Here is a 20,382-nt window from a genome sequence, read left to right on the forward strand (position 1 = left end):
GTGTTACCGCAAGCCCTGCGCGCTGAGGCCGCGTCCGAACCGGAGCGAAGCCGACAACTGCGGGCTCATGGTGTTCTTGAGGGTGGATTCCATGAACTGGGTGTATTGGATCACCCGGTAGGTATTGGAGATCTGCCCGGCCATCTTCTCGCTGCGCCGCGACAGCTCGGTCTTCACGCTGTCGACCTGGGCGCGCCACGCCTTGAACTCGTCGGTCGAGACGAACTTTGCGCCCGCCTGCGCCTGCGAGATCGTGTCCAGCATCCGGTCGAGCATCGACATCAACATGTCGATCGCGACCATCTCGGCGAGGGTCGCGCGATCGCCGCCCGACAGGCCCATGTGCGCCGCCTCGTTGACGACGAGGATCTTGTAGAGCGGGATCGAGGTCATCCCGAGCAGCGCGATCTCGTCACCCGACAGCGCGGCGTTGGAGCGGATCTTGCCCGACATGCTGTCCATCGCCTTGAGGACGCGCGTACGCAGCGCCTCGTTGGTCGAGATGCTTAGCTTGGTGGGCGTGGGCTTCAGACACCCCTTGTCGTCGGTCGTGTCGCACTGCCACACGTCGGTCGGCGCCGAGGCGGTGCCGTCGAGCAGCGCCTGATAGGTGTCCCAGCTGGCCGGCGCGATGAACTGGAACGCGCCCATGCTGTCTTTCGCCTTCGTCGCGTCATAAATGATCGTGCCGACCATCGTCATGAGGAACTCGGCATATTCCCGGGACGGTTTGGTTGCGCTCTTGGCGTTCAGTGCATACCAGGTGTAATTCTTCGACTGGACCAGCTCGGCGTCGTCGCCGGCACGCGCGATCGTATCCTCACGCTCGCCCTTGTTGGTGCAGCCGTGGCGCGCCGCGGCCGCGTCGGAGAAGAAGCCCTTCGCCCCGCCGACCTGCTGGCAGATCGTCGAGGACGCCCCGTCCATCGCCGGCCACAGCGAGCCGACCGCCTGCTGCGCCGCCTCGCAGGAGGACATGTTGAACGCGTTCAGCTGCTGCACGCGCTGGCTCATGTCCTTCATCACCCCGCCGATCTGCGCGGAGATGCTGTCGATCGCGAGCTGGAAGGCGAAGCCGATCGCGTTGTTGGCGGTCGCCTTGAGCATCGCCACGATCTCGTCGGCGTTGATGAACGAGAATGACCCCGCGAACAGGTCGATGCCACCGCAGCCGCCGCGCGCGCTGGGGAGCGCGACGCTGACCGGGTTGATCGACTTCTGCGGAAAGCGGCTCCACAGCGAACCACCCGAGTAATAGCCCGCCGACTGCCCCTGGAAGGCGGTCGGGCCGGTCACGTTCGCGGCCGCGCCCGACTTGTTGAAATAGCTGTTCATCTCGCCCTGGACGTCGGCCATCGCCGGCGTCGCGACGAGACCGCCAAGCGCGAGGATCATGCTGGCCTGCGCGAGAACCGCGGCGCAGAAGCGGACGATCGAGCGGACCATCAGAAGTCACTCCCGGGCTTGACGCTGGTCAGTGTGAAGATGCGGTTCATCACCTCGTCGGCCGCCATCACGCCGTAGCCGATCGGCATCGGCTGCTTGGTGACGGTGTCGAATAGGACGAGCGCGGGCACCTGCTGGCCGCGCATGCCCATCGCCTTGTATTGCCCGGTGTCGACCGTGTAGTTCGGGAAGGCACGGGTCGGCCCGCCATCGAGCGAGATCGCCATGACGGTCAGGCCGAAGCGATCCGAGACGCTGCGCATGATCGGCCCGAAGGTCTCGCACGCGGCGCAGGCCGACGAGTAGAAATAGAACACGCCGTACCGCTGGGAGATCTGCGACAACACGCGCTCGCGATCGGCGTTGCGCGTGTCGAGCCAGGTTCGCTTGCCCAGCTGGCTGACGGGGCGCTGGAGCGTGTAGTCGAGGTCGGGGTTCTGCCACACCGTGCGCTGCCACATGTCGGCGAACGACGAGGCGCGATCGAGCTGCTCGCGCTGGAAGGCGATATAGTGGCTGATGTTCTCGGGCGTCGGCTCGAGGATCGCCCGCGCCTTCAACTCCTCCAGCTGTTTCGAGATCGCCGCAAGCTGCTCGGCCGACGACCGCGCGGGCTGCGCCGACCGCTGCTCGGCGGGCTTGGCTTTGGGCTTGTCGCAGTAGAACCAGGTGCCGAGCCGCCGTTCGCGGCAGTAGAAGTCGTCGCCGGTCTGCGCCGCGACGCGGTCGGCCGATCCGAGATCGTCCGCGCTGCCATAGCTATCCTGACCGCCATCGCGGCCGTCGTCACCGGCATCGCGGGTGGACGACACCGAATCCGGCAGCGGCGTCAGCTCCTGCGCCGTCGCCGGCGTCAGCACGGGCGATGCGACCGAGAGGATGAGAGCGAGGGTCAGGGCCTTGCGCATGTCAGTCGTCCTTCTTCTTCTGCTTTTCGCGATCTTCCTGTTCGCGGCGGGTGAGGTAGGATTTGAGCGTTCCGAGGAGCGACGGCTCCTTGAGCGACACGAGCTGCGCCATGTCGTCGGCGAGGATGCGGAACAGGTTGCCGTACACCCCGATGATGAGGTTGCGGGCGTGCCGGCGCGGGTAGAGCGTCTCGCCCCGGCGCAGGATGAGGTTGGCGCGGATCAGCCGCGCGATCGTCGGTTCGAGATCGGCGACGCAGAGCTTCGTATCGAACCAGCTGTCGAGCGTCGGGATGAGGAACCCGGCCGGGTGCGGTCCGGCGCGCAGGAGTGCGATCAGCACCGCGAATTCCGCGACCGAAAGGTCGGGAAACGGACGATGGTCCGACAGATGCGTCACGCCGGTCATTGGTTCTTCTTCGCCTCGTAATAGGCCTTGATCCGCTCCTGGATCTGGCGTGAGGTTTCGATCTCGTCGGGCAGCTTCGCGGCGTCGACGAACTCGGCATAGACCTCGGTGAAATCCATCACCGACAGATCGAGGCGCGAGAATTCGTCGAGCGTGAACCCCTTGCAGGTTTCCTTCTTGGCGCTGCCCCACGGCTTGTTGATCTGCGGGCGACCCTGTTCCTGCAGGATGCGCGACAGCTTGCTCTCGAAGCAGCAATAGGCCGTCTTCTTGGAGGTGCAGATGCCCAGCACCTTGTCCGAGCAATATTCGCCCAGCTTGTGGCACATCCCCATCCGGTCCTGCACGTCGAGCAGCTTCTCGTCGTTCGAGCACATGAACATCGTCAGGAACGGCGTCGCGAGCGCGGCGATCGCCACCGGCCCGCCCGCGATCGCGGCCGCGCCGGCAGCGGTCGTGATGAGGCCCGAGGCCTTGCCCGCGCAGCAGTTGACCAGTCCGAACACCGGCTTGTGGCAGGTCTGCCGCTTGCCCGAGAACAGCGTCAGCGTATCGGGATCGAACTCGGCATTGGCCTGGCCCAGCGCGTGCAGCCCGACCACGGCGTCCTTGAACTCGGTCGACGCCTCGCGCTCGACCGGTTCGCATTCGCCGTCGATGCAATAGACGTCATCACCGCAGATATATTGCTTGGGACCGGTCGAAGGCGGCGTCGGGACCGGGCATTTGTAGACCTTCGTCGTGACCTGGCACGGACCGGACTGCGGATCGTCGAGGCACTCGTCACGCAGGAAGGTGCATTTCCCGCCGTTCTCCAGATCGCTGCAATCGGACGCCTGGGTGATGCGCTGACAGGTGAACGGCCGCGACCACGCCCAGCACGATGCCGTGACCGACACACCGTCGATGATCCGCGTCTCAGGCCCCTCGGTGCAGACCTCCGGGCCGGTCGCGGTGCAGGCGGTGTCGGACACCAGCGCCGGACAGCTTCCCTCATTGCGCGTCAGCGTGACCTCGCGCGTGCCTTCCTTCCTGAGATACACCGTGCCGGTCGCGTAATTCTGGTGGGCCGGGATCTCGGCCTGGGGTATTTCGGCCGAGCAGGAATAGAGCTGCGCGGTGGTGCGCATTGAGGACAGGCTCTTGCACCAGCGACGATAGTCTTCGACGTTGTCGCCGCCCGCCCCCAATTCGATCTGCGCATCGCAGATATGCGGCGTCCCCGCCTCGACCCGGCACAGGCCGGCGCTGACCTTGGCCTGCATGACGCTGTTGCGCGCGAACCCCTGGCCCTCGTTCTGGTCGCGCACGCCGTAGTAGAAGTACCTGAGCGTATCGACGATTACCGGGTCCATCCTGCCGGTGCAGGTCGCAGGCGTTTCCTCGAGCTTCGCGCCCTTGTTGCAGGTCGCCTCGTAATAATCGGTGGTGCCGTTGGGAGGCAGCGGCTTGCAGCTACCGTCGGCGCCGCCCACCGACTGACCGGCGAGATAGCTGTTCGGGTCCTTCTCGACGTCCTGCGCGCGCGTGAGATCGCCGGCAGGTACGGTCACGACCTTGCGGCCCGGATCGGTGACGAGCTGCCACGCCTCGTTCGCGCCAGCGGCCGACCCGCCGGCCGCGATCAGCGCATCGGGATCATCGGCATAGGCTTCGCCGGGCTGCGTGCCGCTGCTGAAGCCCGGGATGGTCGAGGGCAGATCGGTAGAGGAGATGATGCCGCCCGAAGCCTGGCGTGCCGGGGTCGCCAGTGCCTTCGCCGCGGCGCGTGCCGCCGCCATGTCCCCTTTGGGATAGGTGTAGGTCGAACTGCTCGACTGCGCGCTCGGCTCGGCCGCGACAGCATTGCTCGACGCTGCGGGCTGAACCGTGCGGGCGGTGCTGGCGGTGGTCCGCGCGGGAGCCGCGCTCGGCTCGGCGACGCTGGTCACCGTCGTCCTGGCGACCGGCGCGGATGTGGGTGTGGGGGTCGGGGTGGGCTTGGGGGTCGTGTCGCTGAAGTAGGTGTAGTCGCCCAGGCCGTAGAAGTCGCCGACGCCCTGCTGGCCCTGCTGAGTGGACTGGGCCTGGGCGAGCGCCTGCGCTGCCAGGACCGGCGCGAGGAGACCGATCAGGAGGCGGCCCCCCCGCACGGCTCAGGGATTCCGGCCGAGATTGGCGAGGGCGGTCCGCGCGACCAGAGCGCCCGGTCCGTTCTCGCCCGCGAACGTCTCCAGCGCGTAGCGCACTGTGACGTTGCCTTCGATGCGGTCGAACGGAGGCGGCGTCGTCTTGCAGGTGAGGCCGTCGCACGGCGTGAAGTCGCTCGACGAGACCACCATCGTCGGGACCGCGGTAACGTCGAACGCGCGGAACAGGCGCGGGTCGATCCCGATCGAGGCGAACTGCTGGTCCTTCTCGACCACCTTGGAGAGCGCGGCGATGAACGCCTTGCCCGAATTGCCGGGGAAGCCCCGGAACACCACGACGCCGCCAGCGGCCGAGGTATCGGCGATGATCCGCTTCAGCGCCTGTTCGGGCATCGAGGTGGACACGAACACCATGAACTGCGGCGCGGTGCCTTGGGCCTCCTTGAGGTTGGCCGAGGCGGCCTGGATCATCTCGTCGAAGTCGACCGCGCCCGCCGGCCCCCTGGGCAGGTTCGCCTTGTCGATCGTGCGCATCTGTTCCAGCGCGACCGCCTGCACGGTCTGCGCATCCTTGCGGAACGCGTCGCCGCGGCGCTCGACCTCATTCACGAGCGCGGTCGCGTCCTGTTCGGACTTGGCCGATCGCGCGCGGATCGCGTCGAGATCGAGCCCCTCGACGGTCTGGGCGAGAACGGCGCAGCCGGTGCCGATCGAGGCGATGGCGAGCGCGGAAAGGAGGAACTTCTTCATGTCAGATCCTCACAGCATGCAGCAGTTGCGCTTGCGCCAGAGCAGGTAGCCGAAGTCCTCGCCCTTGACGGGGAAGGCCCGGCCCGCGTCGGGCGGGAGCGTCGTCGCGCCGATCGGCGAGCAGGCATATTTGCCGCTCACCGTGGGCGTCGGATTGGTCATCTGGATGCGGTATTGCGACTTCTTCAGGATCGGCATGACGTACTTGTTGCAGAGCGCCTTCGATCCCGCGGTGCCCCACGCCAGCCCCTGCCGGTGCATCTTGAACAGGAGCCGCTCGGCCGCGAGACGCGACGACTGGACCGGCGAATTGTGCGCCGCGATGTTGCCGTTCATCGGGAACATCGAGCCGTTGCAGCCCGAGCACCAGAACATCGGGTCGATCGGCAGCTTCGCGCTCGCCGCGACGCAGTCGGCCGCGCAGGCGGCGACCGCGATCGGATTGTTGAACAGTGCGACCTCGGGGTTGATGAGCGTGGTCAGCACGTCGTCGTTCCACAAGGGATCGATCTCGGTCATGTAGGCGACGTCGAACGACGCCTGTTCGAAACACAGGAAGTCGGTCAGGATCTCCATCCAGTAGAGCAAGGGATAGACGTAATAATGCGCCTGCCAGTTGGCGCTGGCCTGGGTCGCGCCGCCCTTGATGAGCGGGCCGGTATACTGCCCCTGCCCGATATCGAGCCCCGGATTGAGGCGAAGTCCGCCGAGATTCGGGAAGCACCACGGCTTGGTGGTCACATCGACGAGCCGCGCCGGTTCCCAGAAGCCGATCGAGATGCCGATGCGCGGGATCGGCGAACCGCACGCACAGACCGGCAGGCTTGGGTTCTTGGTATCGGGTCGGCTCCCCGGCCAGATGTGCGCGCCGCCCACCGACAGCGGGAACAGGCACGACCAGCAGACGTCGGTGATCGGGTTGACGAACTTGCCGGTGCAGTTGGCCGGGAGCGCGCTCGCCGGCGCCGGCAGCAGCGCGAACGCGGCGATCATGCCGAGCAGGGTGAGCAGGCGGCGGATCATGCGCCGGGCTCCTCGGAGAAAGCGATGACCAGGGGCACCATCCGGGCGCGGTCGCGTCCATCGAAGCTTATCGACTGATCGGCCAGCGCGCGCACCAGCGCACGGCGTTTGCCAACCGATATCGTCCGCCCGCTTTCGGCAAGGACGACATCGATTTCGTTTCCGATCGACGCGGCGGTCACCGGATCGGCACGGCCCCCGAGAAGCCTTCGTACGAGGGACTCGATCTCGCAATGCACGCGGGACAGGAACAGCAGCGCAGGGACGCTCGAGAGCAACGCCACGGTCGCGATCGATACGACCATCGACAAGGCGACGACGGGAAAGAACATCCAGGCCGGGAACAGCGCGAATATGGCGAGAACATATGTCCACCCGAAGCCGACTGCCGCGACACACAGAAGCGCGTAGCGCGCGATCAGGCTGATGCGCTCAGTCGTCATGCCCTGCCCTCCCCGTCCGGCTGCGCCGCGAGGCTTGCGTCAAGGAAAGCGTTATCGGCCCGGTTCTTGGCGATCACATACACCGGCACCAGCACGACCAGCGCCAGCACCAGTCCGGCAAGCGCGCCCCCTGCCCCGGCGCCGAGCACCGCGCGCAGCGGCTGCAACGCGCAGATGGCGATCGCCAGCCCGATCGCCGACCACAGGATCGCGAGCCGCATCGCCTTGAGGGCCGGCGTCTCGGGCGCGGCCATCGGCGTCCTGAGAATATCGAGCCACATCATGCGCCCGCTCCCGACATCTCGATCTCGCTGATCTTGAGCACCTGGCCCGCCGGTTCGACCACGGCGGGGACGCGCGCGATCCCGAAATGGCTGGTGAGCTTGCCCTGCTGGTCGAAGAAGAAGCGGCGCTTCTTCTCGCCCATGCGGTTGAACGGCGAGCCGGCGACGAAGATGATCTTGGCATTCTGCGCGGTCCACCGCTTCAGCGCCCAGTCGACCTGCGCATCGTCGCGGCCGTCGATGAACACGAGGTCGGTCTTCATCGCGACGAACGACAGCGGATTGACCCGCTGCCCGGCGCGCGCGACGAGCCGGCCCTTCTGGTCCTGGATGTCCTGATCGAGCACGATCGTCGGGTCGAACGTCCAGCTGCGGCTCTCGCGCACCGCGCCGATGCCGGCGACGGGGATCGGGTTGCGGACACGTTCCTCGGTTTTTTCACGCAGCGCCGTCTGCATGCGCTCGATGCCGCCATTGGCCTGCAGCGTCTTCAGCCGGGTATCGATCGTCGCCAGCAGATCCGGCTCGGCGATCGCCCAGGTCTGGCCCATCACGCCGTGATCCTTTGCGAGCGCGCCCTGCACGATCGGCCAGGACGACGAGGCGACCAGCGCCACGCCCAGGGTTCCGCCGAAAAGGCCCGCGCGCCGGATCACAGGATCGGCGTCCCGGTGCCGATGATCTGCTTCGCGCAGGCAAAGCCGATCTCGCCGTAGCGGCTGTCGAACCCGTCGGGGTGTGCGGTGCCGACATAATAGCAGCCCTCGGGAACGCGCCCGACCGGTCCCGGCGTCAGCACCTCGCCGAAGCGCGAGCGCGGCTTCATGTGCGCGACGCGGACGCCGTCGACATAGACCCATTTCCCGCGATGCTCGACCAGCGCCCCGGCCTCGCCGATCACGCGCTTGCCGAACGGTCCCGAATCCGGTCCGAAGTGGCGGCGCACCAGCTCGCCCTCGGGCGGCGCGAAGAACACATAGTCGCCCTTGGCGGGCACGCGGCCGCGCTGGATGAAGAACGCCCAGTTGGGGAGGCTCTCGCTCGCGTTTATCATGAAGGCGTGCGTCTCGCGCCACGCGGCGATCGAGTTGTAGCCGCCCCACACGATCCCGAGCAGCGCGACCGCGCTCCACTGGCGGACCCGCTTGACGATCAGCGCCTTGCGGGCCGCGCGGTCCCCGGCGACGTCAACCGCCGTGGGAGCCGCATGACCGACCCGCGCCAGCGCCTCAGTTGCCGCTGCCATCGACCCCTCCCGGCGCGGACTGGGTGACCGTCGCCTCGACCGGCGAGACCGGCGCAGGCCCGAACGGCGAAGCGGTCGGGACCGCCGCCCCTGGCGCGGCCGGCGCGACGTTCCCGGAGGCTTGGGGAAGCATCGCACCGACCGCGGGACCGGCCGGGGTGTTCGGCGCGGCCGCGGGGAGCGGCACGCGCGCGAAGACCGCGCGGCGGATCTGGTCGGTGATATCGGGGACGTTCTTCGAGAGGACCGCCTCGCCGACGAGGACGGTGGTGCCGCTCGCGCCGACCTTCTTCATCTCGTCGTCGAGCGCGGACATGAAGGCCTGGGTCTGCGCGGCCACCTGTTGGGGCTGGCCGTTACTGTGGCTCTGCGCCTGGACATATTCCGAGACGATGCCTTCGAGCCGGACGCTCGCCATCGGCACGGTCGCGGGCGGGGCAAGGAGATGCTTGGTCACCCACGCCCCCCAGAGCAGTACCGCGACCGCCAGCGCGACCGCGACATAGGCGATGACGGGCAGGCCCTGCGGCTTGCGGCGATCCACCTTGTCCGCGACCGGACGGCGCGGTGCCGCACCGGCAGCGTCATCACGGGGTGCCGGGGCCGGAGCGGACGGTTGCACCGCCGCGGACGCGACCTCGGGACGATCGAGAACATCAACCATGACGGGGGCCTTTCGTGGAAGTGATGATCGCGCCGAGCAGGCGCACGCGGGTCACGGCGACGATGCCGAACGCGACCAGCCACACGACGAACAGCTGGTCGCCGAACGCCGCGCGGCGTGCCTGGTCGGCCGCGACGAAGCGCGTGCCGAGGTTGGCGACCTGCGAGAAGAAGCCGAGCGCGGTGAAGTCGCCTAGCATCAGGAAGAACAGGATCGCGACGCCGAAGGTCGCGAGCAGCGTCATCGCCATCCAGCCCGACACCCGCAACAGGATGTAGCAGGCGTCGCCGATCGCGCGCGTGCCCGTGCGTTTCCAGTCGGTCGCGGTCGGCGTACGCCAGTCGCGCTCGTGCGTGAAGGCGTTCATTCCGCCGCCTCCACCCAGGGCTCGCCCGGAGGATTGTCGCGATATTCCTCGGGGAAGGCGACGCGTTCGATCGCCTCGTCCATCGAACAGCCGAGGTCGATCAGATGCTCGATATCGGCGAAGGTCTGCGGGCTGGAGGAATAGAGCGTCGCCGAATATTTATCGAGGACGAGCCGCCCGACCGCCATCGATTCCGGCCCCTTGATGAGGATGTCGGAATATTCCGCGCCGTTGCGCTTCAGCGAACGCAGCAGGCTTTCGGTGTAGGGGTCCATGTCGAAGCGGCCGTGCTTCTGGAAGTCCGAGATCGTGTCGGGCTTCTGCATCAGGATGACCGACCAGTCGGAGTTCTCCAGCGCCGCGAGGCTCCCTTCCGACTTGTAATAGTCGTTGAGGCTCTGCGTCGCGGTGATGAGCGAGGCGCCATATTTGCGGCAGGTTCGGCTGTAGGTCTCGACGAAATCGGCCATCGACCCACCGCGCAGCATCTGCCACGCCTCGTCGATCAGCAGCGCCTTGGGGATCTGGCGGTCCATGCGGCGCATGGTCTGCGACGACATGAACATGATCGCGGTCAGCACGACCGAGCGCAGTTCCTCGCGGCTCGACAGGTCCGAGAGTTCGAACACCGTTAGCGCGTTCGACATGTCCACCGACGCCTCACCGGTGAAGAAGCTGCCGTAGGTGCCCTTTCCCGAGAACGGGAACATCGCGATCGCGAGATCCGTCCCCTGCACAGAGCCGTCGGAGCCGAGCGCCTCGATCACGTCGTCGACGCACCCTCCCCTGCCCTTGGCCTCCCACACCTGGTTGACCGCACGATCGATCAGACCGCGCTCGGTGTCGTTGAGCTTGTCGATGTGACGGCCCATCTGCCCGATGATCGACTTGAGCATCGCCAGCGCGTCGACGAGATAATCCTCGTCCTGCGCCACCAGCGTCTCGTCGATCATCGAGAACGGATTGAGGCTGAACCCGTCGCGCAGGCGGAACTCGACGAAATTGCCGCCCAGGCTCTTGGCCATATGCTCGAACGAGCGGCCGTCATCGATCACGATGATCTTCGCGCCCACGCCGGCGAACGCCGCGCACAGCTCCTGCAGCGCCACCGACTTGCCCGAGCCGGACTTGCCGAACACCGCGACATTGTGGTTGCCCGCCTTGTTCTCGAACGGCGACCAGAAGAAAGGCTGGCCGCGCCGCCCGATGAACATCAGGTGCGGCAGATGCCCGCCGAGATACTCGCCCTGGATCGGCAGCATGTTCGCCGCGGTCGAGGTCAGCATCGTGCGCAGCCGCTTCATGCGCTTCAGGTCGCTGTCGAGCCCGTTGCCGAGCGTCATCGGCAGACACGACATGAACGCCATGATCTGGAGGAACCGCTCGTCGAGCAGGTCCCACCCGGCCGCCTTGTACATCGACTTGACGGTGCGCTCGTTAGCGTCCCCCTGCCCCTTCGGGCTGATGATGCCGACCGCATAATAGGCCTGCACCAGCTTCTTGCCGAGACGCAGCTCCTGGGTGACATGCTCCCATTCGCGGCTCTGGTCCTTCAGCTGCGGGAGCAGCCGCGCCGACTTCGAGTCCGCCAGGCTCGACGTACGCATGAACTTGTAACCGGCCTTAGACGAGGCGGCCTGTTCGTCCTGGTAGCACAGGCATAGCGACGTGAGAGTCGGGCACCCCGGGCGCAGCTTGTCGGAGAACATGTCGCCGATCAGCTTCTGCACGTCCCACGGCGCCCAGCGGTTCGGCAGGTTCCTGACCGAGAAGAAGCGATAGTCGAACGTGTCGGGCCGGATCTCCTGATACTGCGTCTCGCCCGACAGGTTCGTCACCGCGCGCAGCGGCTCGACCGATACCAGCAGGCGGTCGGCCTGGACGACGGTCTGGACGTCGCGCCGCACGCATTGGTCGGCGATCGGATCGAGTTCTGAATATTCCGAGACGTGGTCGGAGACGTCGAACGCCGGCGCGGTGATGTCGTCGATCAGCGCGATCAGATCGACCGGCTTCAGCCGGGTTGCCGGCATGTCGATCGACTGCAGCGTCGAGACGATGCTGTCGCGGACGCCGGTCAGCTCCTCCGGTGTCGCCTTCCCGCTACGGATCGAGACCGACAGGAAGATGCGATGGTTGCGGACGTGGAACGGTCCGTCCTTCGACATCGATACCCATGCGCCGTGACGCAGGAACGCCGACCGCCGCTCGGCGATCTTGCGATGGATGCCGCCCGCCTTGTAGCGCGGCAGCGCATATTGCGCGATCAGCGCGCCCACACGCGGGCTCTGGAATGCGAGCAGCTGGACCCGCGCGCTGGGCGGGACGCTCTCGGACAGCATCTGCGCGATGATCTCCCCGGTGCGCTCGTCCGCACCCATGAGCGGCGCGAGTTCCAGCGCGAACGCGATGCTGTCGGTCTGGTAGAACAGGTCGTGCCGCGCGTCGTAGCTGCGATACGGCAGCCACTGCGACAGCATCGGCGCGCCATGCGAGGGTGTTCCCTGGTCGGGTGCGCGCGTATCGCCGAGCAGGCGGGCTATGAAGCCGGTCTTCGCCATGACGATCAGTCCTCCACGCGCGGCGAGAAGGTCGCTGGGCGGTTACCCGGCGTGCTCGACGCGAGTTCGGGCGAAGCCGGCTTCTGCGTCGCGGCGATCGGCACACCCTTGCCAGCAGCCGCGTCGCGCGCCCTGGCCCGCGCGGCCGCGACCGCTGCCGCACTTGGTGCGCCGACCGCGCTCGCCGCACCTGCGGCCGCTGCCGGGGCGGCGACCTGCGCGACCTCGGCGGGCACCGGGGGAAGCGCGGCGATCGGCGCGCCGAGCTGCGAGAGGATCTCGGGGCTGACGTTGAGCGTCTGCGTCGCGGCAAGCGCCGAACCGTGGCCGTCGGTCGCCGCCAGCCACTGGCCGTTGTCGACCACCGCCTGCACGACCGCGGTCTCGTGGAAGCGCCCAGCCGCGTCGACATGCGAGGGGAACACGATCCGCAACACCTTCTGCGGCCCGACCCCCGCCGCCTGCGCCGGCACCGGCGTCGAGGCATAGGCGATCCGCTGCGTACCACCGCTGTTGCGCGCGGGTGCCTGGTACGGTCCTGCGGGATGATAGCCACTGTCGCCAGTGATCTCGGCCAGCGCCTTGTCATCGATGACGGTCGCCGGCGAGCAGCTGCCACCCTCGGGCGCGCCGCACGCGAACTTGCCCGAGATGTTGGTGCCCAGCGTCGTACAGCTGGCGAGCAGTCCCAGGCTCGCGGTCATCGCCAGCGCGGCGATACGCTTGGCGCGGGCGTGCGGGCGATAGTCGGAAACCGGGCAGGCCGGCAGGCGGATCACGGATCGGGTCACGACTTGGCTCCCTTCAACCATTCGACGAGCTGGGCCTTGGGCTTGAAGCCCTCGATCACCGCCCCGTCGGAGCGGACGATGACGGGCGTCCCGTTGATGCCGTGCGCCTTGGCGAACGCCTCGTTCTCATCGAGACCGCTGGTGTCGCACTTCGCGCCTGCCGGGACCGGGTTCTGCGCATAGGCCGCGCGGACCGCCGCATGACGATCGCGGGCGCACAGCACCTGCTCGGCGATCTCGCGGCTTCCCAGCACCGAGATCGGGCGCTCGATGACGCGCACGTTCATCGTCTCGAGCGCCTGACTGAGCGCGCGGCAGTAGCCGCAGTGGAAATCGGAGAAGACGGTGACCGTCTGCGTGCCCGAACCCCACACGATCGCACCCTTGCTCGACAGCCGCGTCACATCGAGCGTGCGGGCGACAGCGGGCTGGGTCGTGACGCGCGCACCCGCCCTCGCCGCGCCGGCCTCGGGCGCATCGGCCGTGGCATTGGCCTTTGCCGCGCCGCCCACCAGCATATCGGGATTGAGCGCGAGCAGCTTGGCGGCGGTCAGATCCTGCCGCGTCTCCATGTCATAGACGCGGCCGATGACGAGATAGCGCGCCGACTTGTCGACGTAGAACAAGTTCGCACCCGCCACGACCTCGCACAGCCCGTCGACCTTGGAGCAGTCGATCGCATCGACCTTGGTCTTGGGAAGCCGCTTCTGCAGCGCGACCTGGACCTGCGCGCCGATCGGCGCTTCGGCCGAGCCGGTCAGCAGCATCGCCGCCCCCGCCATCGCGCCGATCATGATAGTATTTGCCATGTGACCGCCTCCTTCCGGGCTCAGTTCTGGATGAAGACGCCTTCGAGGAAGACGATCTCGACATCGATGCCGGTCGGCATCTCGATGATGGGCTGGTACTGTTCGGCGCGCTCGATCAGGTATTTGGAAACTGTTCGACCGCTCTGGTCGGCGCCGCCGCCCAAAGCGCGCAAACCGACGTTGCCGATGCTCGGGGTGCGATTGATCCCTCCTTTGCCGTCTGTCTCGAAGGTTGCGAGTGGCTGGTTGAAGGCAGTGTTCAGCGCATTGCCTGCACCACCTACAAGCCCAGCAAAGAAAGCTTGCATCGCCAAGGAGCCCTCGCGACTGACGACACGGCCGCGCACGCCGGTCTTGCCGGCGAAGCTGATGAAGCCCTTCACGTCCGACACCGCGAACCGGCCATTGGCCTGCGGACAGGTCATCCGCTGCAGCTTCACATAGACCTTCTCGGAAGAGAGATCGCCGCGCGCCGCGCCGTTGATGACGCAGCCTTCGATCCGCGTCGTGAGCAGCTTGCCGTTCTGGTAGACCGAGCGCGCCGGGCCGGTGATGCGCAGGATCACCGGCAGCGGATCGGTCTGCGACTGCACCCCCGCCGAGGCGTCGACGCCGACGATGACCTTCGCCTTCGCGATCGAGTTGGGCGGCAGGTAATTGGGGCTGTCGGTGTAGCTGGTCGTGCCACCCGAGATCCGAGTCGCGGTGCCCGAGGGGCCGCCCTCGAACGACACCAGCTTGATCGAGCGCGACTGCGACACCGCAGCCGCTGCCGCCTCGCCCGCCGTCATCGGCGCGCCGGGAGTGCGGTAATTGGGCTGGCCGGGGCCATACATCTGCGTCGGAGCCGGCGCGGCCGGCGCGGCGTTACGCTGCGCGATCTGCTGGCGAAGCTGGTCGTTCTCCTGCTGATAGGCGCTCATGACCCGCTGGCCATCGCTCGCCATCGACTGCTTCTCGCCCTGGAGCGCGGCGATCTGCGCCTGCAACTGCTCCATCTGCGCGCGCTGGCCGTCGACGCCCTTCAGCTGATTGTTGATCGACTGCATCTGCGCTTCGGATGCGGCCTGCCATTCACGCTGCGACATGTTCCGGTTGACCATGTCGTCGGTGGTGATCTTCACCTCCTTCCCGTCGGTGCCGACCGGCTTCAGCTTGGCATCGTCGCCCATGACGTACCAGGAGCCCAGCACCAGCGCGACGGCGCCACCACAGCCGAGGTAGAGCAGCTGCTTCTTGCGGACGGCATCGTTGCCGGCCATCAGCTCGCTGTCCCCGCCCTCCTCCGGCTCGGTATCGAGCTGCTTGGCACGGTTACGCTGGAAGATGTCCTTGAGGCTCATGGCCGCACTCCGTTGGCGAGGCCCGAAGGCGTGACGATATAGGCGGTGGTGGCTTCACCGGGCTTGAGGTTGGGGTTGGCGACCGAGACCGCGATCGCGTTCGACGGTGCGATCGTTCCCTCGCCCAGCGCGACCGGAACCTTGCCCCGGTTCTCGATCCTGAGCGTGCGGCCTGCGAGGCTGGCGCCGCGATACTCGGCGACCATCTGGACCTTGAGCGAGCCAATCATCACCGGGTCGGTGACCGCGGGCCTGACCTCGAACCCTTCGAGCGGCGCGGACTGGAACATCGCCTGGACCAGCGTGGCGGACGCCTCCTGCGGCGATGCCGCGACGGCCGCGACCTGCGTTTCCGCGGCGCCACCGATATCCTTGTTCTCGACGAACACCTGCTGCGCGTCGTCGCCGGCGAGCCGGCACGAGAATTTGTACACATAACCCTTCGACGTCGTGCCGAAGAACGACACGTTCGGCCGCGAATAGGCTTCCGGGACCGACACATAGATGTCGCCCCGGGTCGGTTCATTGACCACGGTGAAATCGTCGGTATCGACCCCGGTGGTCAGCTTCGAGACGCTGGCGAAGCGATCGTCCTTGAGGCTGACGCGGGTCAGCCCCGACTTCGACATCGTGCAGGCGACCTCGCTGTTGTCCTTTGCCAGCACATGCTCGTCGGCGAAGGCCGGCGCGGCGAGGACCACGCCGCCCGCCACGATCATCCCCGCCCCGATCAGGCGCGATAGCGAACACAGGCGCGATGCGAAGGCGGTCCCGCCCCCGATCAGCCCGACTGCGACCCAGGCGGTCATGCGTCGTCTCCGATGGTTGCCGCGGCGTCCTTGTCGGCCTTGGTGACCATCCCGAAGCCCTTGAGCTGGAGGGTCAGGCCGCGATACGCCCAATAGAAGCGGAAGGTCTTCGGCTCGGCGGTGACCGACTTCGAGCCGACGACGGTGTGCAGCGTGCCGGTCACTTCCGAGGTCAGTTTCTCGGGATCGACCTTCATGCCGGCGAGCGTGAAATACTGGCTGATGCTCGATCCGCGCTGCTCGTTGAGGATCTTCATCAGGTCGCGCTTGAGCGAACCATGTGCTTCCGGCGTGGCGATCGCCAGGATCGAGTCCATCCAGTATTCGAGATTTTCGGGCGAGCGGTTGAGCGTCATCAGCGCGGTGTCGCGCGTGACCATCTCCAGATACTGCTCGCTGACCCCGCTCGACGAGAGCGTCAACGGGGAGCGGACGATCGGCTGCAGGACGATCTCCCGGTCACGGGTCGCGCCGACCAGGAACAGCAGCACCACGAGGCCCGCGAGGACCAGCGCGACGATGCCGAGCATGTTGCGCTGCTTGAGGACGCGCTGCGACTGCGCGAGACCGACAGAATAATCCATTTAGCCCACCATCACGCGAAGGTGGGAGGGCGGCGTCGCCTTCAGCCCGGTAAAACTCGACGGCAGGTGCCAGTAGGCCATGTGGAGAATCCACGACGTGGCCTTGCCGGCTTTGAGTTTCCGAAAACCCCACCAGCCGAGCAACGAGACCATCAGTCCGATCACGACGTGCTGCGACAGGATCCCCCAGATGAAGGGGATCGCCATCGCGAGGAACTCGTCCAGCGTCCAGAAGCCGATCAGCTCCGGGTCGTCGAGATGCGAAGGGATGGTGTACCGGTCCATAAGCTAAGCCGCCCTCCCAGCGGTTGATCCAGCCGACGCCTCAGATCGTCGCGGTGACGGTCGAGGTGACGATCGGGATACCCGTGCCCGCGCCGACACCGACGGCGACGGGAACGGCCACCTGGCCGAGGCTGAAGCGGCCCGACGCCAGCGCGACGATGCCGCCGGCCAGGCTCATGACGGTGATGATCTTGCCGCCCGAGCCCTCGAGGAAGTCCGTGAACTTCGTCAGCGCGGTATTGAACGTCGTATCGGCGCCGGCGAACGCCGCCGACGCGCCCAGGACCATCACCATCGCGATGATCGCCAGGCCGAGAAGGACGCCATTGATCTGGCCACCCTTCGGCATTGAAAGTGCAGACATGCTCTTTCCCCTTGAAAGACGAAGCGGATTGCTGCGTCACCCTTAAAAGGGAGGAAGAAACTGACTCCCGCAAGATGGAAAAAAATTACACTATTTGTCTCGCGCCAAGTACATCTTGGTCGCCCGGAACAACGCCCCGCCTACTGCGGATTCTAAGGCTGTATGACTTGGATCAGTGTAAAAAAATCACACTATTTGTTGATGCGCCTTGCCGGAGGAGATCCGGTTACGCATCGTACCGCATCTGGTCGGCTTTATGCGGCCGATGGCGACACCCGCCGCTTTGTCGTACGGTCCGATATGCCCCAGGCGCTTTATACCTTCAAAGTGGATCACTCGCTGTTCCGCCTCGCCGTGGATGCGATGCGCATTCATTCATTGGCCACATGCGGATTTGAGACTGTTTCCGCTACCTCTATGAAGGGGTTGGAGAATTTCGTCGTTTGCCGTGATCCTGCCCCCTTTGTTCACGAGGCGCGAGATGCCGACATCCCCGGTCCGATTCGGGTCACGTTACGCATTCAGATGCACCAGAATGACCTGTTTCAGCGCGCGCGTGCCCATGCTGGCGACGCATCCGGATCGCTTGCGCCAATTCGGCTCACCTTCATTATCGGGCTACTCGCCGCATTTCATGGAACATTTACGGAGAGGTCATGAATCGCGCTGCGTGGCGGTGGTTGACAACGTGAACGGATAGATGCGTATTAGACCCCTAACGGGGGTCGCAGTATGTACCACCAGTCTACAAAGGCTTCAGTCTGCGAAGATCGGCAACAACGTCTTCACGCGTTGTTCATGGCTGAGTGGCGTCTGAAGAAAGTGACAAATGCCGAAATGGCTCGCCGCCTCGGCAAGAGCCTTAGCCTCGTCAACAAAATCCGAGCCGGCCAAACGCCCTTCACAGGGCGACTGATCGACCAGTTTGTTGATATCCTGCAGATCGACCCTGTCCGCGCCTATATCGCCGTCGACATCCTTCACGAGCCGATGGTGTACTACAGCCCGAGGTTCGCGACCGCAGTTACCGAAAGCCTCGAGTATTTCTCGGCAATCCTTTCCGATCCCGACATCCCCGAGATAGTGACTGGCTCCGAACGCGGCATCGGTCGAACTGGGCTGACCGGCTGAAGTCGGTCGTCGACACTACCAGTCTCGAAATGTACCGCCCCGTCTTACCGTCACATCACCTTGCGCTAAGCGTCCGAGTGGCAGAATGACGCTTGCTTATGCCCAGCGACCCATCCGAGATCAAAAAAAGCACGCGGTCCATGCGCCTGAAAAAGGAGCGGGAAGACAATGCGGGGTACCGGCGGTCGACCGTGGCGCTGTCGCCCGTAGCATTAGCGATCGCAGAGCGACTTCAGGATCGTCTGGGCCTCGGCTCCAGGGAAGCTGTCATCAACGCGGTTTTCGAGCGCATCGACTCCGATCGATATCTCAAATACGAATTTCTAGGGCCAGAGGGCTTCCGTTCGCCACCATCGCTGGCCGAACCCGAGGCTTCAAACCACGAGACAGCGGACCACGGACATGCGGCAAAGGCCACCAGCTGACGAGTCGGGTCATGCCATTGTCGATTTTCTCGACGAGCATCGACTGCCGCACAGCCCCGAGAATTACGGCTTCGCTCACACCTATTTCGAAGGTGCTGACGAGGCCCATTTCATGGCCGTCGCCAATCTGATCGACGGCGGTTATCGCCTCCGACAGGAAGACGTGCGAGCGATTTCGGCACCAGCGGATCTCCATGGCACCGCGACGACGATCGGCGAGCTCTCAACAGAGGTCATGCACATCATCGGTGCAACTGCCCAGGAGGCAAATGCCTTCGTGAAGACCCTGACGCTGACCGCGGCCGAGCTGGTCTCCGCCGACGGAAGCATCCATAGCGCGGTCGCGCGCATGACCGCCCAGGCAGAGCGCGCCGAAGAGCGGTTGAAGCAGATGAGCCTTCAGACGGCCCTAGTCCGCGAGCGCCTACGCTCGCTGGGCGTCGATACTGACATCGATCCTGCTACCTCGCTCCTCAACCGCATCGCGATCGAGTCGGTGCTCACCGCTGCACTCGGGCGGGAAGGCCCTACCCTTCTTGCGCTGGTTGCGCTCGATCAAGTCACCTCGATCGGGGCGACTCATGGGATCGGCGTCGTCGAGCGGGTCCTGCGCGCGCTGGGCCAGACATTGCGGGATCATTGCATGCCGCACCGGGTCGGCCGCTGGGAGGCAAAGCGGATCGCCATCGTGTTCGACAACTGCGACCACGAAGCCGCCCGCGATATGCTGAACGCAGCCCGCAAGGCATTCTCGAGGCGAAAGCTGCAACGCGTCGAGAATGAGACGCCGATCGGCGAGGTGACATGCTCGGCGGGGCTCGTACTCGCCCCCAACGCTGTCTCAGAGGATCGGGCCTGTTGAAAAATACCGGACATGCCGGGGTGCTCCTTCGTTTCACTCCTACCGTGAGGAGCGCCGCTATGATGGGACCAGCCTGTCGCGGTGGGCGGGAAGGGGCGTCCCGTCGCACCATAGAAGCCTTGTTGCCCGCAAACCACCTGTTGCGTCGTATCGATCAATGTCTCGATACGGGCGAGCTGAGAGAAGCGCTGGCTGATCATTACAGCGCGCGAGGTCGGCCTTCGATCGACCCCGAACTCCTCATCCGCATGACCCTGATCGGCCGCATCTACGCGATCACGTCCGAGCGGCGTCTGTGCGAGGAGCTGCGCTACAATCTCGCCTATCGCTGGTTCTGCCGTCTCACGCCGGGGGACAAGGTTCCGCACCACTCGACCTTCAGCAAAAACCGGCACGGACGCTTTCGCGATGCCGGCGTCTTCCGGCAGCTGTTCGAGGCCACGGTTCGCCGCTGCATCGGAAAGGGCTTGGTCGGAGGCAAGGACGCCGCGATTGATGCCTCGTTCATCGAGGCTGATGCGTGCTGGCAGCGCAAGACCGTACCTGGCTATTTGCCCTACGTAGCGAACGCCGGTCGTCCTGTCCGGGAGTGGCTGGCCGATCAGGGTAGTATCAGCACAAAACCTGGCGGCTCGAAGGATTTCGAGGGTGTATTGTCAATCGGCGTCCAAAAAGGACCCCCTATCGGCGTCCAAAAGGGACCCCGTTTGTCGAGCGGTGTGACGGGTATGGCGGGCGTGCCGTTCGCG

At 65.8% G+C, this 20,382-nt stretch carries 25 protein-coding genes; 5 read left to right on the plus strand and 20 right to left on the minus strand.

Going from position 1 to position 20,382, the window contains the following annotated elements:
• Positions 1 to 3 precede the first annotated feature (3 nt).
• The 20 genes from BMX36_RS19700 to BMX36_RS19795 are packed head-to-tail and all read right to left on the minus strand — an operon-like array spanning position 4 to position 17,146.
• Positions 4 to 1,446: a conjugal transfer protein TraH gene (locus BMX36_RS19700; protein WP_037494469.1), complete on the minus strand. Its 1,443-nt coding sequence runs from the start codon at positions 1,444 to 1,446 to the stop codon at positions 4 to 6.
• Complete coding sequence (gene traF / locus BMX36_RS19705; RefSeq protein WP_024310614.1) at positions 1,446 to 2,354, minus strand: conjugal transfer protein TraF; 909 nt, start codon at positions 2,352 to 2,354, stop codon at positions 1,446 to 1,448. The genes BMX36_RS19700 and traF overlap by 1 nt, the downstream gene beginning before the upstream one ends.
• Position 2,355: 1 nt before the next feature.
• Complete coding sequence (locus BMX36_RS19710; RefSeq protein WP_024310615.1) at positions 2,356 to 2,763, minus strand: hypothetical protein; 408 nt, start codon at positions 2,761 to 2,763, stop codon at positions 2,356 to 2,358.
• Positions 2,760 to 4,895, minus strand: coding sequence for a conjugal transfer protein TraN (locus tag BMX36_RS19715; RefSeq protein ID WP_066760150.1), 2,136 nt, complete (start codon positions 4,893 to 4,895; stop codon positions 2,760 to 2,762). The genes BMX36_RS19710 and BMX36_RS19715 overlap by 4 nt, the downstream gene beginning before the upstream one ends.
• A gap of 3 nt (positions 4,896 to 4,898) precedes the next feature.
• A complete protein-coding gene (trbC, locus tag BMX36_RS19720) occupies positions 4,899 to 5,642 on the minus strand; it encodes a type-F conjugative transfer system pilin assembly protein TrbC (RefSeq protein WP_024310617.1) in 744 nt (247 codons plus the stop codon).
• A 9-nt stretch (positions 5,643 to 5,651) separates the two neighbouring features.
• The gene (gene traU / locus BMX36_RS19725; RefSeq protein WP_024310618.1) at positions 5,652 to 6,665 is read right to left on the minus strand and encodes a conjugal transfer pilus assembly protein TraU; all 1,014 of its coding nucleotides are present in this window, start codon (positions 6,663 to 6,665) and stop codon (positions 5,652 to 5,654) included.
• Complete coding sequence (locus tag BMX36_RS19730; protein WP_007406338.1) at positions 6,662 to 7,108, minus strand: hypothetical protein; 447 nt, start codon at positions 7,106 to 7,108, stop codon at positions 6,662 to 6,664. The genes traU and BMX36_RS19730 overlap by 4 nt, the downstream gene beginning before the upstream one ends.
• Positions 7,105 to 7,392 carry a hypothetical protein gene (locus BMX36_RS19735; protein ID WP_007406328.1) on the minus strand — a complete coding sequence of 96 codons (288 nt, stop codon included), beginning with the start codon at positions 7,390 to 7,392 and terminating at the stop codon, positions 7,105 to 7,107. The genes BMX36_RS19730 and BMX36_RS19735 overlap by 4 nt, the downstream gene beginning before the upstream one ends.
• A complete protein-coding gene (gene traW, locus BMX36_RS19740) occupies positions 7,389 to 8,048 on the minus strand; it encodes a type-F conjugative transfer system protein TraW (protein WP_024310619.1) in 660 nt (219 codons plus the stop codon). The genes BMX36_RS19735 and traW overlap by 4 nt, the downstream gene beginning before the upstream one ends.
• A complete protein-coding gene (locus BMX36_RS19745) occupies positions 8,045 to 8,638 on the minus strand; it encodes a S26 family signal peptidase (protein ID WP_024310620.1) in 594 nt (197 codons plus the stop codon). The genes traW and BMX36_RS19745 overlap by 4 nt, the downstream gene beginning before the upstream one ends.
• A complete protein-coding gene (locus tag BMX36_RS19750; protein ID WP_024310621.1) occupies positions 8,622 to 9,302 on the minus strand; it encodes a TrbI F-type domain-containing protein in 681 nt (226 codons plus the stop codon). The genes BMX36_RS19745 and BMX36_RS19750 overlap by 17 nt, the downstream gene beginning before the upstream one ends.
• Positions 9,295 to 9,669: a hypothetical protein gene (locus BMX36_RS19755; protein WP_024310622.1), complete on the minus strand. Its 375-nt coding sequence runs from the start codon at positions 9,667 to 9,669 to the stop codon at positions 9,295 to 9,297. Before BMX36_RS19755 ends, BMX36_RS19750 begins: the two co-directional genes overlap by 8 nt.
• Entirely contained in the window at positions 9,666 to 12,230 is a 2,565-nt protein-coding gene (traC, locus tag BMX36_RS19760; RefSeq protein WP_007406319.1) for a type IV secretion system protein TraC, read from the minus strand. The genes BMX36_RS19755 and traC overlap by 4 nt, the downstream gene beginning before the upstream one ends.
• Before the next feature lie 5 nt (positions 12,231 to 12,235).
• Positions 12,236 to 13,021, minus strand: coding sequence for a conjugal transfer protein (locus tag BMX36_RS19765; RefSeq protein WP_024310623.1), 786 nt, complete (start codon positions 13,019 to 13,021; stop codon positions 12,236 to 12,238).
• On the minus strand, positions 13,018 to 13,830 hold the full coding sequence (locus tag BMX36_RS19770) for a DsbC family protein (RefSeq protein WP_029721168.1): 813 nt from the start codon (positions 13,828 to 13,830) through the stop codon (positions 13,018 to 13,020). Before BMX36_RS19770 ends, BMX36_RS19765 begins: the two co-directional genes overlap by 4 nt.
• Before the next feature lie 20 nt (positions 13,831 to 13,850).
• Complete coding sequence (locus tag BMX36_RS19775) at positions 13,851 to 15,173, minus strand: TraB/VirB10 family protein (protein ID WP_024310625.1); 1,323 nt, start codon at positions 15,171 to 15,173, stop codon at positions 13,851 to 13,853.
• Complete coding sequence (locus tag BMX36_RS19780) at positions 15,170 to 15,982, minus strand: type-F conjugative transfer system secretin TraK (RefSeq protein ID WP_007406304.1); 813 nt, start codon at positions 15,980 to 15,982, stop codon at positions 15,170 to 15,172. Before BMX36_RS19780 ends, BMX36_RS19775 begins: the two co-directional genes overlap by 4 nt.
• Positions 15,979 to 16,566 carry a type IV conjugative transfer system protein TraE gene (locus BMX36_RS19785; protein ID WP_007406332.1) on the minus strand — a complete coding sequence of 196 codons (588 nt, stop codon included), beginning with the start codon at positions 16,564 to 16,566 and terminating at the stop codon, positions 15,979 to 15,981. The genes BMX36_RS19780 and BMX36_RS19785 overlap by 4 nt, the downstream gene beginning before the upstream one ends.
• The gene (gene traL / locus BMX36_RS19790; RefSeq protein ID WP_007406330.1) at positions 16,567 to 16,851 is read right to left on the minus strand and encodes a type IV conjugative transfer system protein TraL; all 285 of its coding nucleotides are present in this window, start codon (positions 16,849 to 16,851) and stop codon (positions 16,567 to 16,569) included.
• Positions 16,852 to 16,891: 40 nt separating this feature from the next.
• Positions 16,892 to 17,146: a hypothetical protein gene (locus tag BMX36_RS19795; protein WP_371262956.1), complete on the minus strand. Its 255-nt coding sequence runs from the start codon at positions 17,144 to 17,146 to the stop codon at positions 16,892 to 16,894.
• 231 nt (positions 17,147 to 17,377) lie between these two features.
• On the opposite strand from BMX36_RS19795, the gene BMX36_RS19800 reads away from it, so the two are divergent.
• From BMX36_RS19800 to BMX36_RS19820, 5 genes are all read left to right on the plus strand, one after another.
• Positions 17,378 to 17,875, plus strand: a complete 498-nt coding sequence (locus BMX36_RS19800) for a hypothetical protein (RefSeq protein WP_143058624.1) — start codon at positions 17,378 to 17,380, stop codon at positions 17,873 to 17,875.
• A gap of 138 nt (positions 17,876 to 18,013) precedes the next feature.
• On the plus strand, positions 18,014 to 18,346 hold the full coding sequence (locus BMX36_RS19805) for a helix-turn-helix domain-containing protein (RefSeq protein ID WP_066782291.1): 333 nt from the start codon (positions 18,014 to 18,016) through the stop codon (positions 18,344 to 18,346).
• 140 nt (positions 18,347 to 18,486) lie between these two features.
• Entirely contained in the window at positions 18,487 to 18,771 is a 285-nt protein-coding gene (locus tag BMX36_RS21865; protein WP_066782290.1) for a hypothetical protein, read from the plus strand.
• Positions 18,749 to 19,633, plus strand: coding sequence for a GGDEF domain-containing protein (locus tag BMX36_RS19815; protein WP_066782289.1), 885 nt, complete (start codon positions 18,749 to 18,751; stop codon positions 19,631 to 19,633). The genes BMX36_RS21865 and BMX36_RS19815 overlap by 23 nt, the downstream gene beginning before the upstream one ends.
• Before the next feature lie 59 nt (positions 19,634 to 19,692).
• Positions 19,693 to 20,382: transposase (locus BMX36_RS19820; RefSeq protein ID WP_256210913.1), on the plus strand; the 690-nt coding region annotated here is incomplete at its 3' end.

Origin of the sequence: Sphingomonas sp. OV641 (genome assembly GCF_900109205.1) — a bacterium.
In the GTDB taxonomy this organism is placed as follows: domain Bacteria; phylum Pseudomonadota; class Alphaproteobacteria; order Sphingomonadales; family Sphingomonadaceae; genus Sphingomonas.